The organism is Halorhabdus amylolytica (genome assembly GCF_004944975.1).
Taxonomy (GTDB): domain Archaea; phylum Halobacteriota; class Halobacteria; order Halobacteriales; family Haloarculaceae; genus Halorhabdus; species Halorhabdus amylolytica.
On the sequence record NZ_SPQG01000012.1, the window covers coordinates 36,630 to 52,490 of the forward strand.

Consider the following 15,861-nt stretch of genomic DNA (forward strand, 5'->3'; position numbering starts at 1 on the left):
ATTAGAGTATAATAGAGTAACTAATGTAATGTACAAAATACCGATTGAAGATAAGTTCTAATTCTGTTCGGGTTCCGTCTGCTCGATCCACCTCAATCCATCTATCGAGCGGTGCAGGGGCGAGTGAACGATGGGAGAAATCACCTTCCAGAACACCCTCATCCGATTCATCGCAATCGCTGCTGAGGGATATGATCGCTGGCTTAAACCGACGTGACATCCTCCTCCGGATGAACAGGTTTGTGCCTGTTCGGCCTATAAATTCCTATGCTGTCACTGGTCGTGTAACTACACTCTCTTTGCAACCCCTTCCCCCAAAATTTAATATCAGGAAGTCGGAGTTGCGTGTATGGGCCAGCTAGAGACGCGAAATCTGACAAAGATATTTCAGGACAGTGGGCAGGAGATCGTCGCCGTCGACGATCTCGATATCACCATCGAAGACGGGGAGTTCATCACCTTGGTCGGCCCTTCCGGTTGTGGGAAGTCGACAACGTTGCGTAGCATCGCCGGACTGGAAACCCCGACGACGGGAGAGGTGTATCTCGACGGTCAGGAGATCACCGACCGGAAGCCCAAGGCACGGGACATGGCGATGGTGTTCCAGTCGTACGCGCTGTATCCCCACATGACGGCACGGGAGAACATGGCGTTCGGATTGCGGATGGCGACGGATCTCTCCGCCGAGGAGATCGATCGACAGGTGACGGAGACAGCGGAAATGATGGAGATAGGTAATCTCTTGGACAAGAAACCTGGCGACCTCTCGGGTGGTCAACAACAGCGGGTTGCGCTGGGACGAGCGATCGTCCGTGATCCCGAGGTGTTCCTGATGGACGAGCCACTGTCGAACCTGGATGCGAAACTACGGACTCAGATGCGAACGGAACTGCAGGCACTGCAGCAGGATCTCGATATTACGACGCTGTATGTAACACACGACCAGACGGAAGCGATGACGATGAGTGACCGGATCGTGATTCTCGACGATGGTCGACTCCAGCAGATCGGAACGCCATTGGAGTGTTACCACCAACCGGTAAACCAGTTCGTCGCAGGGTTCATCGGTTCACCCTCGATGAACTTCTTCGAAATCGAGCTGAACACGCAGGGAGAGCCGACGTTCGTCCACGACGGATTCGAGATGAAGATCGACGAGGATGTCCTGACTGATGTCGAGGGCCACGAGTCACTGACACTCGGGATCCGGCCGGAGGACATCGAGGTCGTCAAAGCCGATGCACGGAACGCGATAACGAAGCAGGTCCAGGTCGCAGAGCCACTCGGTGAAGTGACATACGTCCACCTAGAGATCGGTCAGCAGCAGTGTACAGCGACCCTGCAGGGCGACCTCGTATTCGACGCCGGACAGACGTTGTCGATCCGGTTCCCGCAGGACCGCATCCACGTTTTCGACGGCCAAACTGGTAACGCACTTCGGAACCGTGAGCCACCGGCCCGAGATGATATCGAGGCGTTCGCCGAGGGGCAAGTCGACGAGACGGCCAGAAGCGACGCGTGACGTATTGAGTAGTGTGTCTTCGCCCGTGGGATAACGTTTCGCTGTGATTCTACCGGGGACGATACTCGAATCCCGCTGGGGATCGGCCTCGTCATATAACTTAACTTTATCGAAGATTATTTACTATATAAGTTCGAACGCCACTCTGTATGCCACAGAACCAGAGCGGGACAGGTATCACTCGGCGGCGGATGATCGGCGTGACTGGCGCTGGTGTCGCAACGACATTGCTCGCCGGCTGTGGGAGTGGGGGTACAGCAGAGACCGACTCCGACGGTGGAACGGAAGAGAGTACAGATAGTGGCGGTGGCAGTGGCGAACAAGCACTCATGTGGGAGTACGGGTTCCCGAACACACAGGGTGTGGAGCCCGTCTGGCGAAACACGTTCGAGGCCAAATACGAGGAGCTGGCCGGGGAGGAACTCACGATCAGTCGCTTCGCCTACGAGGACCTGCGCCAGAAGTTCCTGACTGGTGCACGTACGGGCGATCCGGACGCGATCGAAGGGACGTTGAGCCACTTCTCGGAGTATCTGGCTGCGGGCCACCTCGCGCAACTCGACGACCTGGCGAACGAACTCGATTACTTCGACGGCTACATCGACAATGCGATCGACGCGATGCGGTATCAGGGTGACCTCTACGCGCTTCCCTACGAGGGCAACGCCAGAGCCTTCTTCGTCCGGCAGGACATTCTCGACGAACTCGGACAGGACATCCCGGAAACGGTGTCGGACTTCCACGAGGTCGGCCGGATGATCAACGAGGAATACGACGACGTCGTCGCCTATCACAACTGCACGAAAGACGGCAGCGTCCGGGCGTTCCAGGAGTTCATGAGCCACATCTACCAGCATACGGACAACATGTACGTCCCGGAAGGGGACTCGTGGTCGCTCAACGTCGAGGCGGAGACGATCGGACAGGTGTTCGACAACTGGTACTACCAGATGTACGCTGTCGACAACCCGGTCGCGGACCCAGACGACCTCGGGACGGGTTGGCAGACGAACGATCCTGGGTACATCAATGGAAATTACGCGTTCATCGAGGGCGGGACCTGGATTCGTAACTGGACGTCCGGGGAGAACATCAACGACAGCGACACGGCCCAGGATATACTGGACAACAAGACCCAGATCGCACACTTCCCGCGCGGTGAGGGTGCATCCAAGGGGACGTTCCTGGAGATCAAGCCGGTCATGGCCAACGCCCATTCCGATCAGCTCGAGAAAGCCAAGACAGCGGTGCAGGCGTATACCCACCCTGATGTCCTCAGCGAGGGCATGGCACAGGATCCTGAAGCGTCCGGATCGGCGATGACGCCCGTCCACGAGGATGTCGAGTCGACGATCGACAGCGAAAACTGGGAGGCGCTCACGGAAATCTTCGAGACCGGCAGGGCCCTGGCACAAGTTACGTGGGGACCAGTCAGAGAAGAGTTCTACACGTATATGCAACAAGTGGCCTACGGCGAGACGGATCCGTACGATGCCGGCGAACAGTTCCACTCGGCTCTCCAGGACTTAGAGAGCGAAATATAGGCCTGCCATAGATGTCCACGCAATCTGCAGGACTGAGCCGGTACGGAGAGGAGTTCAAGACGTTTCTCTCGGAGACGTGGCTCGGCTACGTGATGGTCATTCCGGCGACGCTTATCCTGGCTGTCATCATCGGATACCCGATTCTCCGTGGGATCCAACTGGCGTTTTACGAGGCGTCACTGCTCAATCCGGAACAGATGCAGTACATCGGTCTGGAGAACTTCCTTCGCCTCCTGGAGGATACGACGTTCCAGGGCGCACTGTGGCGGACGATCCTGTTGACGGGGATCGTCGTCTCGCTGCAGTATCTGCTCGGTCTCGGTCTCGCACTGGTACTCCGTGAGAAGGTGCCGGGTGTCGAGATATTCCGGAGCCTCTCGATGGTGACCTGGGTGATCCCGGTCATCGTGATGGTGATCATCTTTCGGTTCCTCGTCCAGAACGGGTTCGGACCCGTGAACATCATTCTCGGGAACCTGGGAATGGAGACGTCCTACTGGTTCGGACAGCGGGGTCCGGCGTTCATCCTGGTGATCATCATGCACGTCTGGCGCAACGTCCCGTTTTACGCGATCGCGTTGCTCGCCGGCATGACGGCGATCCCGAAAGAACAGTACGAGGCCGCCCGGCTGGACGGTGCCGGTGCACTCCAGCGGTTCCGGTACGTCACGCTGCCCCAGATATCGACGGTGTCGATGATCATGATCATCCTGCACGTGACGTTCACGTTCAAGAACTTCGACATCGTGTATCTGTCGACGGGTGGCGGACCCCTGGGGTCGACGGAAGTACTCGCCACGTACGTTTACAAACAGGCATTCGAACAGTACGCGCTCGGCTACGGTGCCAGTATCGGCGTGGTGATGTTGATCATCATGCTCGTGTTCACCGTCGTCTACGTACAGTACGAGAGTGCAGAATAGGAGCGAAATCCAATGGCAAACACTGACGACGCTTCCACCGGAGTGGTACAGCGTATCGACGCGTGGCTGGACGAAGACATGTCGGTCCGGCGTGCAGGGATCGTCTACGTCGTGCTGGGTCTGTATTTCGCGTTCCTGTTGTTACCGATCGTCTACATGCTTCTGGCGTCGTTCACGTCCCAGGACTTCCTGTTCTCGCCCGAGTTGATCCCGTCGCTGAGCGATCTGACGATCAACAACTACGTCTCGGTACTGACGATCGGCGAGTTTCAGCGGTACTTCGTCAATTCGACGATCATCGCCGTCGCCACGACTGCACTTGTATTGACAGTCGGAATCCTGGCCGGGTACTCGATGAGTCGGTTCGAGTATCCTGGCCGAAGAGGACTGCTCTATGCGTTTCTCTCGACGCAGATGCTTCCGATCGTCCTCATCCTTATTCCGTTCTTCCTGCTGATGTACGATCTGAACTTGATAGACTCACACCTCGGGATTGTCGTCGCCCATTCGGTCATCGGCATCCCGCTCGGCACGTGGCTGTTGAAAGGCTACATCGACGATATCCCCGAATCGCTCGACGAAGCAGCCATGATGGACGGGGGTTCTCGATTTGACGTTCTCGTCCGGATCATCATTCCGCTGTCGATGCCCGGGATCGCAGTCGCCGGGTTCTATACGTTCATCCTCTCGTGGAACGACTTCCTGCTCGTCTCGATTCTCTCACAGACGGAAGCGACGCGTACACTCCCGTTCGGTCTCCAGCTGTTCCAGGCCCAGAATGCTGTCGCCTGGAACCTGCTCATCACCGCCGCGATCATCACGATGGTCCCCGTCGTCTTGTTGTTCGCGCTCGCCCAGAAGTGGGTCGTCGAAGGGCTCGCCAGCGGCGGCATGAAAGGGATGTGACGAGCCTCGCGGTCTTTTTCGCGGTGTCACAAGACAGTGTCGCCGAACACGCCCCGTCGTCGACGGGCCAGTATTCCGTCGAACGTCGGACCGGACCCCTCACTGTCGCTATACGCGACGGTTCTCGACGTAGTATGTGGATAGATTGTTATGGTTTTAGCCAAATTTAAATATCAGCCTTTCCCATTTCGATCCGTGTTCGCAACAGGATCCCGCGCGTTAGCAGCGACGCCACCGATGGGCTGGAACTCGTGGAACGCGTTCAGTTGTGCTGTGACCGAAGAGGACATCCGATCGGCAGCGGACAGACTCGTCGAGACCGGCCTCCGGGACGCGGGCTACGAGTATCTCGTCGTCGACGATTGCTGGATGGACGACGAACTGGACGACGGTTACCTGCGGCCACATCCCGAGGACTTCCCGAGTGGGATCGAGGCGCTGGCCGAGTACGTCCACGATCGCGATCTGAAGTTCGGGATCTACTCGTCCGCCGGGCGGGTCACGTGTCAGGGATATCCGGCGAGTCTCGGCCACGAACGTAAACACGCCCGGCAGTTCGCCGACTGGGGCGTCGACTATCTCAAGTACGACAACTGTGGCGATCACGAGGGGAAAGACGCGCTCGCACGCTACAGCGCGATGGGGAAAGCACTCGCCAAAGTCGATCGCGATATCGTCTACAGCATCTGTGAGTGGGGTCGAAACGAACCGTGGCGCTGGGGTCGAAACGCCGGAGGCCACCTCTGGCGGGCGACCCACGATATCGTCGCGAAGTGGTCGACGGAGGACACGGAGTTCGGACTCGGGATCGCCGACATTATCGATCAGATGGACGACAGAGACATCGCACCCTCCCATGGGCCGGGAGGATGGAACGACCCGGACATGCTACAGATCGGCAACGGACCGGACTCCGGGCAGTCCAAACTGGAAGACGTCACTGTCGAGCGGGGACTGACACCGGCAGAAGAACGCACGCACTTCAGCTTCTGGTGTCTGTTTGCCGCGCCGTTGATGGCGGGGAACGACCTCGTGGAGATGGATGACCGCACGCTGGCACTGCTGACCAACGAGGACGCAGTAGCGATCAATCAGGACCCGCTGGGTATCCAGGGAACGAGAGACGGCCGTCTCGGTGAGACCGAAGTGTGGAGCAAGCGACTCACCGACGGGAGGTGTGCAGTGATACTGTTCAATCGTGGACGGACTCCGGCAACGATCGAAACGACCGTCGAAACGGTCGACATGTCAGTCGACGCCGCGACGTACACCGTCGAGGACGTCTGGGAGGACGACGAGTGGCAGACGAGCGGTACTCTGCACGCGACAGTCGACCCACACGATGTCGCGTTGTTCCGGGTTTCACCCGAGTGACGATCGACCGACGTGTCGCACCTAGCTTCGGTCGTTCGAAGAGTGAAACACTTTTATTCAACGCTGACGAATACGAACTATGCCGACGATAACGTTTATCGGAGCAGGAAGTATGGTGTTCGCGACGAACCTCGTCGGGGATCTGTTGTCCTACGACGCTCTTTCGGACAGCGAAATCAGGTTGATGGACGTCGACGAACACCGACTGGAACAGACCTACCAGGTCGCCACGGCCATGGTGGAAAACGAAGGGCTGGAAGCCAGTGTGGAGGCGACGACGGACCGTCATGCAGCGCTCGAGGGGGCGGATTACGTCCTCAACATGATCAACGTCGGCGGGACCGACCCCTTCGAAAACGAGATCAGAATACCCGAGAAGTACGGGATCAAGCAGGCGATCGGTGATACGACAGGGCCGGGTGGTGTGTTCCGTGGTCTCCGGACGATTCCGACGGTCCTCGACATCGCGACCGACATGGAAGCACTGTGTCCCGACGCACTGTTGATGAACTACACCAATCCGATGTCGATCGTGTGTAAGGCCGTCTACGAGGCAACCGACATCGACGTTGTCGGGCTCTGTCACTCGGTCCCGCATACAGTCGAGGCCATCGCCGAGTACGTCGGGGTCCCGGAAGAGGAGCTAGATTACTGGGTTGCAGGGATCAACCACATGGCGTTCTTCCTGGAGTTGACCCGCGACGGGGAGTCGCTCTATCCTGCACTGTGTGAGGCCTCTCTGGAGGAGGAGACGTACCGCGAGGATACGGTGCGCTTCGAAATGATGCGCCACTTCGGGTTGTTCCCGACCGAATCGAGCCACCACATGAGCGAGTACGTCCCGTACTTCCGCACCGACGAGGCGACGATCGAGAAGATGACTGGGACGGGTTATGCCGAGCGCATGCCGACAGCGACGTATCTGAACGGTTGGAAGGAACGCTCCGAACAGCGCGACGAACCGGAACTCGACATCGACCTCTCGACAGTCGGGGTCGAACGATCCGACGAGTACGCCGCACGCCTGATCCACTCCCTGGAAACCGACACGGAACGACGGTTCAATCTCAACGTCCCTAACCACGACGATATGATCACTAATTTGCCCAACGACGCCTGTGTCGAGGTCCCGGTGTTCGCTGACGGGGCAGGCCTGCACCCGTGTGCGATCGGTGAACTCCCGACCCAATTAGCCCCACTCGTACAGCAACACACGGCCGTCTACGAACTGGCTGTCGACGCAGCACTGGAAGGGGATCGTGAAAAAGTCCACAGAGCGATCAAGCTCGATCCTCTCTCGTCGGCAGCCTGTACGCTATCGGAACTTCACGAGATGACCGAGGAGTTGATACAGGCCAACAGCGCATATCTCCCCACCCTGGAGTTCTCCGACGGAATCGAGGGGGACTCTCGATCGCGAATGGTCAGTGACGCGGACCTCGGCCAGGGACCTTCTCGATAGTTCATACGACATGAACGCGTGGGCCAGGTAGATCCCTAAATCACCCCGAAGATGCTGAGAATATTGCCCCAGACCGCACCGATGACGCTACAAGGACGAAGATGGCTCGACAGATGGTTCATACAACATGAACAATTATGTTGCCTCAGCCGTACACCTCCGATATGAAATCAGCCACGATCCCGGCGGCAGGGGAGTTCGACCGCCAAACTGCGAAGACGTCCGTCACGACGTTTCGTATAATCGAGGCTCTGGAACGGCGTTCGAAGGCACGTGTGAGCGACCTCGCGAGGGAGCTGGATCTGGCAAAAGGGACCGTACACAAGCACCTCACGACGTTACAGAAAGTGAACTACGTGGTTCAGGAGGACGATAGTTACCGGTTGAGTCTTCGATTCCTCGGGCTCGGAACCACTACGCGGGCTACTCTCGACGTGTACCAGATCGCCTACTCTTCACTGGAGAAACTGGCCGAAGCGACGGGAGAGGTCGCGAGCATCATGATTCCCGAACACGGATACGGCGTGTACGTCGTCAGGGTGAGCTCGGAGGGGCGTCCCGATATCGATATTCAGGAGGGTGAAACGGTGCCGCTGACGGCGACGGCGGGCGGAAAGGCGATCCTCTCTTACATGGACGACGAAGCTCGCACCCGGATTTTCGAGCAACACGGGCTTCCGGAGCTGACGGATAACACGATCACCGAGCTCGACGAACTAAAGACTGAACTCCAGCGCATTCGGAACAAACGACTGTCCTTCGATAGGGGGGAGTACCGGACCGACCAGCACTGTGTCGGGGCCCCGCTGACCGACTTCGGGGGGAACATTTTGGGTGCCGTGACGGTATCGGGTCCGGCGTCCCGGATGACCGAGAAGTCGACGACGGCCGATTTCGCGAGTCTCGTCGGCAGCACCGCCGATGCGATCCAGAGTCGCCTCTAGGAGATCCCGCATGAACGTATCGAGGACTACATACAAGTCACTCCGTGCCAATCATAGCGTATGAACAGCGAGGAAACCCCACCGAATGTCGTCGTCGTGGTGACGGACCAACAGCGGTGGGACAGCCTGGGGACGTACGGGAACCCGATGGGGTTGACCCCGACGCTAGACGAACTCGCCCGGGACGGAACGACTCTCGAAGTCGCGATCTCTCCACAACCGGTGTGTGGGCCGTTCCGGGCTACCTTTCAGACAGGCAAATACGCCACGGAAACGGGCGTCTGGAAGAGCGCGATTCCGCTAGAAGGCGAACAAACCCTCGCAGAGATATTCAAAGAAGCCGGGTACGACGTCGGGTACGTCGGTAACTGGCACCTTGCGAGTACCTTCGACGACCCGGTCCCGCCCGCACAGCGCGGCGGGTACGACGATTTCTGGCTTGCCGCAGACGTCCCGGAGTTCACGACCCAGCCCAACGACGGGACGCTGTACGATGCGGACGGGCAAGCAGTCACCTTCGATCAGTACCGCGTCGACGCGTTCACCGAGTTCGCGATCGAGGGCATCGAACAACTCTCGGAGCCGTTTTTCCTCGTCGTGGGATACGTCGAACCACACGACCAGAACGACAGGTGGACGTTCGTCGCTCCGGAGGACGCTACCCGTCACGACAAGGATCCGTTCGTCCCCGATGATCTCCGGAACCGTCCCGGTGAGTGGTACCACGAGTTGCCGGACTATTACGGTATCGTCGAGCGTCTCGACGAAAACGTCGCACGTATTCTCGAAGCGTTGTCCGCCCGTGGGATTCGGGACAACACGCTGTTCGTCTATACGTCCGATCACGGCTGTCACTTTCGGACTCGGCCCGGAGAACACAAGCGGACGCCGCACGAATCCGCGGTCAGAGTTCCCGGGATCCTCTCCGGCCCTGGATTCACCGACGGAGTAGACATCCAGCGCGTGACGAGCGTACTCGATATCCCACCGACGCTACTCGACGTGGCTGGGGTCGAGATCCCAGAGACGATGCGCGGGTCGAGCCTGCGTCCGGTCGTCGAGCACGATATCCCCGACGAGGACGGTGCGGCGTTCATACAGATCAGCGAGTCTCAGATCGGACGAGCGTTGCGGACAGAGCGCTGGAAGTACGCAGTCGCCGCCCCGACGATGACCGGCTGGCAGGGCGGAAGCGGCGAACAGTCGAGTGACGTATACGTCGAACGGTACCTCTACGATCTACAGCGTGATCCAGGGGAAACGGTCAATCTCGTCGGTCGACCGGATCACCGTGACATCGCTGACGACCTTCAGAATCGATTGCTGGCCCACATTCGCGAGGTCGAAAACGAATCACCGGATATCAAACCGTTCGACAAAGGTTATCCTTGAGGAGACAATCGTCGCGATGATCGGGCTGTGTGGATACACGCCGATGAGTACCTATAGCCGTCCTCGACATGCATTGAACGAACAGTCTGACGATACCCCAATACGACTAATCAGGTGGCTTGCAAAGTACCGTCCACATAACAAGGGTACGTTTGTTATTGGAATGGGCACCACGACAGACAGGGGCGTCACTGTTCCACAACCAGTGACGTCGTGTCCGCTCCCGGATCGTTCACGGGGGCATTTCCTGTGGAGTCATCGTGTTCGTTCGACCATCGGTTCCGAACCGTCCACGTGGCTTCCTTCGCACAGACTCCTTCGTGATCGCCGGCTACGAAACATAACAACTGTACAATCGTCATTGTACACCTCGGTGTCGGCGTTCAAGGGGACGGAGCGCCTCGTTGTCGTCTCGGTTTTCGGGTGATCCATCGCGTCATGACGTCATGCAGTCTGCCAATTCAGTGGGGTGATCGCCCCTGGGTGTCACCGCGTGGGATCGTTCTCACGGTCGTGGCTCCCGCCTGGCCCGAACGAGACGTTGACGTGGAGTGGAAAATTGATTGAACACCTTTCAAGACGGGTGATTTTCCGTGTGACGAGTGAAACAATATGTTTCGTGAGAGAGGAGTAACTGGGTTGGCAATAAATAATTGTACATAATACCTGTTTTCCGGACCATCGCAGGACGTGTTGTTCGTGTGCAGTGGATCCTTTGCAAATCGGCGCTTACTGCCGATTCGGCCCGGTTAACCCGTAGTCATAGTCCGTATCCGGACGCGTTCATGATAGCAACGGTCTGCGCTGGCATGTGGGTGATACGAACGTCTTCTCGGAACGTCTCTCGGCCGAGAGATCATCATTAACGATTGTTCATCCACTAATCGCGGACATGTGCAGACAAAACTATCGACCCAGAGTGAGTATGGATTCACGTGAACAGCCAGGGCTCGGTCTTGTCGTGATCGAATCACAGTATGCCTCTGTTTGCGTGCGATTTGTTCATCTCAGTGGATCCGACGTACTCCAGGTCCGGAACTGCGGACGCTCCGGTCGCGAAGCGATTCGTGATCTCGTTGGCTACTGAATTGTCGCGGTTCCTCCTTTCGAGTAGTAGTGTCCCTCATTCGGTCGGTTCGTCAGAGTGTCGTCGTGAGGGGTGGATTAGTTTTTGAACATTCCCGTACCAACTATGATGTTCACTAACGATTATCGATGGCTCGAGTTTTTCGTCTCAGACGGATCGAGGACTCGCGGGGTATTCTTACGGATCGAACCTGCGCTCGATACTGTGATCGGTTTGGTTGACGTCCCGGACGATGTAGGGGTGGCCTTCGTCGTCGTGCGGCTATCGGATTAGTGTTTGAACATCTCGGATCGAGAACTGTGTTCACTCCGTGGTATTGCTTCGGCTGGTCGTCGATCCGGTCCTGTCACTCGGTGGGGTGGTGTCCGTAATCGTTATGCTTGTCCTGGGGGTATCTGGTCGTATGTCGTCCGATATTAGCGTCCACGGACAGCGAACTGTCGACCGTATTTCGAAACACGTCTACGGCCATTTCGCCGAACACCTCGGCCGCTGCATCTATGGGGGACTCTGGGTCGGGGACGATAACCGGGTCGAAACGGCCGATGGTATCCGGATGGACACCGTGTCTCTTCTCCGCGAGCTGGGGATCCCGGTCCTCCGGTGGCCGGGCGGTTGTTTCGCCGACGACTACCACTGGGAGGACGGCGTCGGGCCGCGCGAGGAACGGCCCACGCGACGAAACCTCTGGTGGGCACAGGGCCGCGAGGAGGAGTTCGTCGAACCGAACGACTTCGGCACCGACGAGTTCCTGCACCTGTGTGAGATGCTCGACACCGAGCCGTATCTCGCCGTCAACGTCGGTTCGTCGACCCCGGAGGAGGCTCTCGACTGGATCGAATACTGCAACAACGACGACGAGACCGACCTGACCGAGCGCCGCGCCGAGAACGGCCATCCCGAACCCTACGGCGTGAAATACTGGGGTATCGGCAACGAGAACTGGGGCTGTGGTGGCCGGTTCGCCCCCGACGAGTACGGCGACGAGTACCGGCGGTTCGCCAACTACCTCCGTGGGTTCAACAACCACCTCGACCCGGACGGCGACATGGAGTTCATTGCCTGCGGGCACCTCACTGACGAGTGGAACGAGGCGTTCTTCGAGAACTTAGAGAAGGGCATGGAGTTCGGTCCCGGAACGTTCCTCGGAATGGGGTCGCCGTACGAACTACTGGATCACTTTTCGGTCCACCGGTATTACCAGGCCGGTAGCGACACGGATTTCGACGAGGATCAACACTACCGTATCTTCGCTCGCACCCGGAAGCTCGCTGACGACATCGACCGGGCGGCCGCGACCCTCGAAGAGTACGTTCCGACTGGAGACGTCGGGATCATCGTCGACGAGTGGGGCGTCTGGCACCCCGAGGCAACCCCGGATAACGGCCTCGAACAGGCCAACACCGTCCGTGACGCACTCACGGCCGCGGCCGCCTTCGACATCATGCACGAGCGCGCCGACGTGATCTCGATGGCGAACATCGCCCAGACGGTCAACGTTCTGCAGTGTCTCGTCGAGACCGACGAGGACGACGCCTGGAAGACCCCGACCTACCAGGTCTTCGATCTCTACGGGGGCCACGCCGGCAACACCGCCGTCGAGGTCGACGTCGAAAGCGAGACAAAGACCTTCGACGGGGAAGCCCACGCGGTCGAGATGGTGTCGGCCTCCGCCTCTCGGAACGACGAGGAGTTGTTCGTCACCGCGTCGAACCGCCGCTACGAGGAGAGCGAGACGATCGAGATCGACGTCGACACCGAGTACTCGACGGCGTCGGCGACTGTGCTGTTCGACGGGCAGGACTCCCATGCTTACTCCCGAAAGGACAACGCCGAGGCGTTCGAACCCGAGACGCTCGACGTCGAAGTTTCCGAAGACGGGAATTACGTACTCGAAGTACCGCCGTCTTCGGTCGTCGGGCTGACGCTGGAGCGGGCCTGACGGATCGGTCGCGGTCGACTCTCTGTTTCGATCGTTCAGGTTGCTTTGACTGGGTGCCCTTCGAGGCGTTTGCGGAAGAACTGTAACGCGGGTTTCGAGAGTGCGGGCGGGTTTCCCGGATATCGTCGCCTTCTCAGTTGAGCCGGTGGTACGTCTCGTTCCACTGCAGTTCCCGCTCGAAGTCGTCCAGGTCGGTTTCTTCGTCGACGTGGAGGAATTCGATGTCGGCCATCTCGGCGAAGTCCTTGAGGTGCTGGGCGGTCACGGCCTGACTGTAGCCCGTGTGGTGGGCGCCACCGGCCTTGATCCAGGCTTCGATCGCCGTCTCGAAGCCCGGCTGTGGGTCCCAGAGTGCTCTCGCGACGGGGAGATTCGGCAGGTCTTCGGCCGGTTCGACCGTCTCGACGTCGTTGACGATCATGCGGAAGCGATCGCCCACGTCCACAACCGTCGCGTTCACGGCCGGCCCGGCGGCCGCGTCGAAGACCGATCGAACCGGGTCGGCTTTCCCGCCGATGTCGAGCGGATGTATCTCCAGTCGGGGCTGTTCGCCGGCAATCGACTCACAGATCTCCAGCATGTGCGCCCCGAGGACTGTCTCGTCAGCGAGGTCGTAGGTGTAGTGCTCCATGAGGGACGTGCCGCCTTCCAGTCCCCGACCCATGACCTTCATCGCCCTGGTCAACAGTGCCGACTTCCAGTCGCCCTCGGGTCCGAAACCGTATCCGTCGGCCATCAGTCGCTGGACGGCCAGACCGGGCAGTTGGGTCAGACCAGTCAGGTTTTCGAAGGTCGTCGTAAAGCCCACGAATTCGCCGTCTTCCAGGAACGCCCGGATCCCGAGTTCGATCCGGGCAGCTTCCCTGAGGGAGTCACGCTTCTCGCCGTCTTCGGCGAGTTCCGGGGCGAGTTCGTACTCGTCCTCGTAGGTCGCCACGAGATCGTCGATCTCCGCCGTGGAGACGGCGTCGACGTACTCGACGAGGTCGCCGAGTCCGTATCCGTCGACGGTGGCGCCAAACGTCATCTCCGCCGCGACCTTGTCGCCTTCCGTGACGGCGACGTCGCGCATATTGTCCCCGAAGCGGGCGATTTTCGCCCCGCGGAGGTCGTACCACGCACAGGCGGCCCGCGTCCAGGTTCCCAGCTGTTCGAGGACCGCGTCGTCCTCCCAGTGGCCGACGACGACCTTGCGATCGACGTCGAGCCGGGAGACGATGTGCCCGAACTCGCGACCGCCGTGGGCGGACTGGTTGACGTTCATGAAGTCCATGTCGATCTCCGAGTAGGGGAGCCGTTCGTTGTACTGGGTGTGGAGATGGACGAACGGCTTTTCCAGGGCCTGGAGGCCACGGATCCACATCTTCGCCGGCGAGAACGTATGCATCCACGTGATCAACCCGACGCAGTTTTCCGTCGCGTTGGCCTCCATGACGATCTCTTCGATGGCGTCACGCGTCGTCAGGACGGGTTTGTGAACCACATCTACCGGAATCTGGTCTGACGCCGAGAGGGAAGCCGCGATCTCCCCGGAGTGCTCGTCGACGATCTCCAGTGCCTCTTCGCCATAGAGGTGTTGACTCCCCGTGACGAACCACAGTTCCAGGTCGCCGAATTCGGTGTCGTGCGGTATGTCCGTCATAAGTACACGTTCACGTTCCACTACCAGCGACAAAAAGGAATCGGTCATACGCTCCCGATCCGACTGATTCTCGACTCGTTCGACCCACGACGGTACTCTCGGGGCCGTCGGTCCCAACCCCTCTCGACGAGATCATACACTGAAATAATATAATTATTGATTTACAAAGATTCGTCCAGTCAGACGGGAACAATGGGTTGAAAATTTCATCATCGGCTGCGGACTGATTGGGGTGAGAACTCCTCCACGAGCAGCCCAACCGGTCATCGAACTGTAGTACCGAAAAGTAATTGAATATTCTATCCTAATACGGGAATATGCCCCGGGCACGAAACGCGGCTCGACCGAAGAACGTCACGGTCGAAGAACTCCGTGATTACCTGACCGAGGTGGAGGGGAAGACAGCCACCCAGCGGATCATGGTCGGGATCAATCACAAGGAGGGAATCCCGCAGACGAAGCTGGCAGACTGGTACAACGTGTCCCGGACGACGATTCACAACTGGCTCAGCCGGCTCGAACGCCTCGACGAGGAACCGCTCGAGGAGGTCATCTACGACGAGGAGCGGCCGGGCCGGCCGTCGAAACTCGATCCGGACGAACGCGACCGCCTGGCGGCGGTACTCCAGTCGTCCCCGAGCGCCGTCGGGTACGACGCCTCGACGTGGACACCACGGCTCGTGCACATGTACATCGAGGAGACCTTCGATGTCGAATACAGCCTCAGCTACGTCCGGGAACTCATGCACGACAGCGATGTGTCCTGGCAGACGATGAGGATGACGGAGGGTGAGAACGTCGCTCGAACTGGTCGAGGACCGACTCAGGACGAGTCCGAAGATACCCGCTCGAAGGACACTAACTCGGAAGATACCCGCTCGAAAGACACTAACTCGGAAGATACCCGCTCTGAAGCTACCAATACGGACGATACTCACTCGAAAGATACTAACTCGGAGGATATCCACTCTGAAGATACCCATTCGAAGAATACCCACTCCGGGGACACCAACTCGGAGGACGATTCGGTTCCCCACCGGGTCCACGGCTGTCGGAGTTGAGTTGGTAGCCGGGCACGATGTCCCTCGTCTGTTGTTTCTCGGTACGGCGACGTTCTTTCTAT

At 58.8% G+C, this 15,861-nt stretch carries 11 protein-coding genes; 10 read left to right on the plus strand and 1 reads right to left on the minus strand.

Going from position 1 to position 15,861, the window contains the following annotated elements; genetic code table 11:
- Positions 1-349: 349 nt before the first annotated feature.
- The 9 genes from E3374_RS13510 (at position 350) to E3374_RS13550 (ending at position 13,096) form a co-directional block, all read left to right on the plus strand.
- Positions 350-1,522 (plus strand): ABC transporter ATP-binding protein, encoded by a 1,173-nt coding sequence (locus tag E3374_RS13510; RefSeq protein ID WP_136689486.1) that lies wholly within the window; start codon positions 350-352, stop codon positions 1,520-1,522.
- Between the two features lie 149 nt (positions 1,523-1,671).
- Entirely contained in the window at positions 1,672-3,066 is a 1,395-nt protein-coding gene (locus E3374_RS13515; protein ID WP_211194979.1) for an ABC transporter substrate-binding protein, read from the plus strand.
- Between the two features lie 11 nt (positions 3,067-3,077).
- A complete protein-coding gene (locus E3374_RS13520; protein WP_136689487.1) occupies positions 3,078-3,989 on the plus strand; it encodes a carbohydrate ABC transporter permease in 912 nt (303 codons plus the stop codon).
- A gap of 12 nt (positions 3,990-4,001) precedes the next feature.
- Positions 4,002-4,895, plus strand: coding sequence for a carbohydrate ABC transporter permease (locus tag E3374_RS13525; RefSeq protein WP_211194980.1), 894 nt, complete (start codon positions 4,002-4,004; stop codon positions 4,893-4,895).
- 195 nt (positions 4,896-5,090) lie between these two features.
- Complete coding sequence (locus tag E3374_RS13530; protein ID WP_211194981.1) at positions 5,091-6,269, plus strand: glycoside hydrolase family 27 protein; 1,179 nt, start codon at positions 5,091-5,093, stop codon at positions 6,267-6,269.
- A 79-nt stretch (positions 6,270-6,348) separates the two neighbouring features.
- Positions 6,349-7,731 (plus strand): alpha-galactosidase, encoded by a 1,383-nt coding sequence (gene melA / locus E3374_RS13535; RefSeq protein ID WP_136689489.1) that lies wholly within the window; start codon positions 6,349-6,351, stop codon positions 7,729-7,731.
- A 164-nt stretch (positions 7,732-7,895) separates the two neighbouring features.
- Positions 7,896-8,675 (plus strand): IclR family transcriptional regulator, encoded by a 780-nt coding sequence (locus E3374_RS13540; RefSeq protein ID WP_136689490.1) that lies wholly within the window; start codon positions 7,896-7,898, stop codon positions 8,673-8,675.
- A 60-nt stretch (positions 8,676-8,735) separates the two neighbouring features.
- The gene (locus tag E3374_RS13545; protein WP_136689491.1) at positions 8,736-10,067 is read left to right on the plus strand and encodes a sulfatase-like hydrolase/transferase; all 1,332 of its coding nucleotides are present in this window, start codon (positions 8,736-8,738) and stop codon (positions 10,065-10,067) included.
- A 1,490-nt stretch (positions 10,068-11,557) separates the two neighbouring features.
- On the plus strand, positions 11,558-13,096 hold the full coding sequence (locus tag E3374_RS13550) for an alpha-N-arabinofuranosidase (protein WP_136689492.1): 1,539 nt from the start codon (positions 11,558-11,560) through the stop codon (positions 13,094-13,096).
- A gap of 133 nt (positions 13,097-13,229) precedes the next feature.
- Here E3374_RS13550 and araA read toward each other — a convergent pair whose 3' ends face one another.
- Complete coding sequence (gene araA, locus E3374_RS13555) at positions 13,230-14,738, minus strand: L-arabinose isomerase (protein WP_136689493.1); 1,509 nt, start codon at positions 14,736-14,738, stop codon at positions 13,230-13,232.
- 317 nt (positions 14,739-15,055) lie between these two features.
- Between araA and E3374_RS13560 the strand changes: the two genes are divergently transcribed.
- Positions 15,056-15,799, plus strand: coding sequence for a helix-turn-helix domain-containing protein (locus E3374_RS13560; protein ID WP_136689494.1), 744 nt, complete (start codon positions 15,056-15,058; stop codon positions 15,797-15,799).
- The last annotated feature ends 62 nt before the right edge of the window (positions 15,800-15,861 follow it).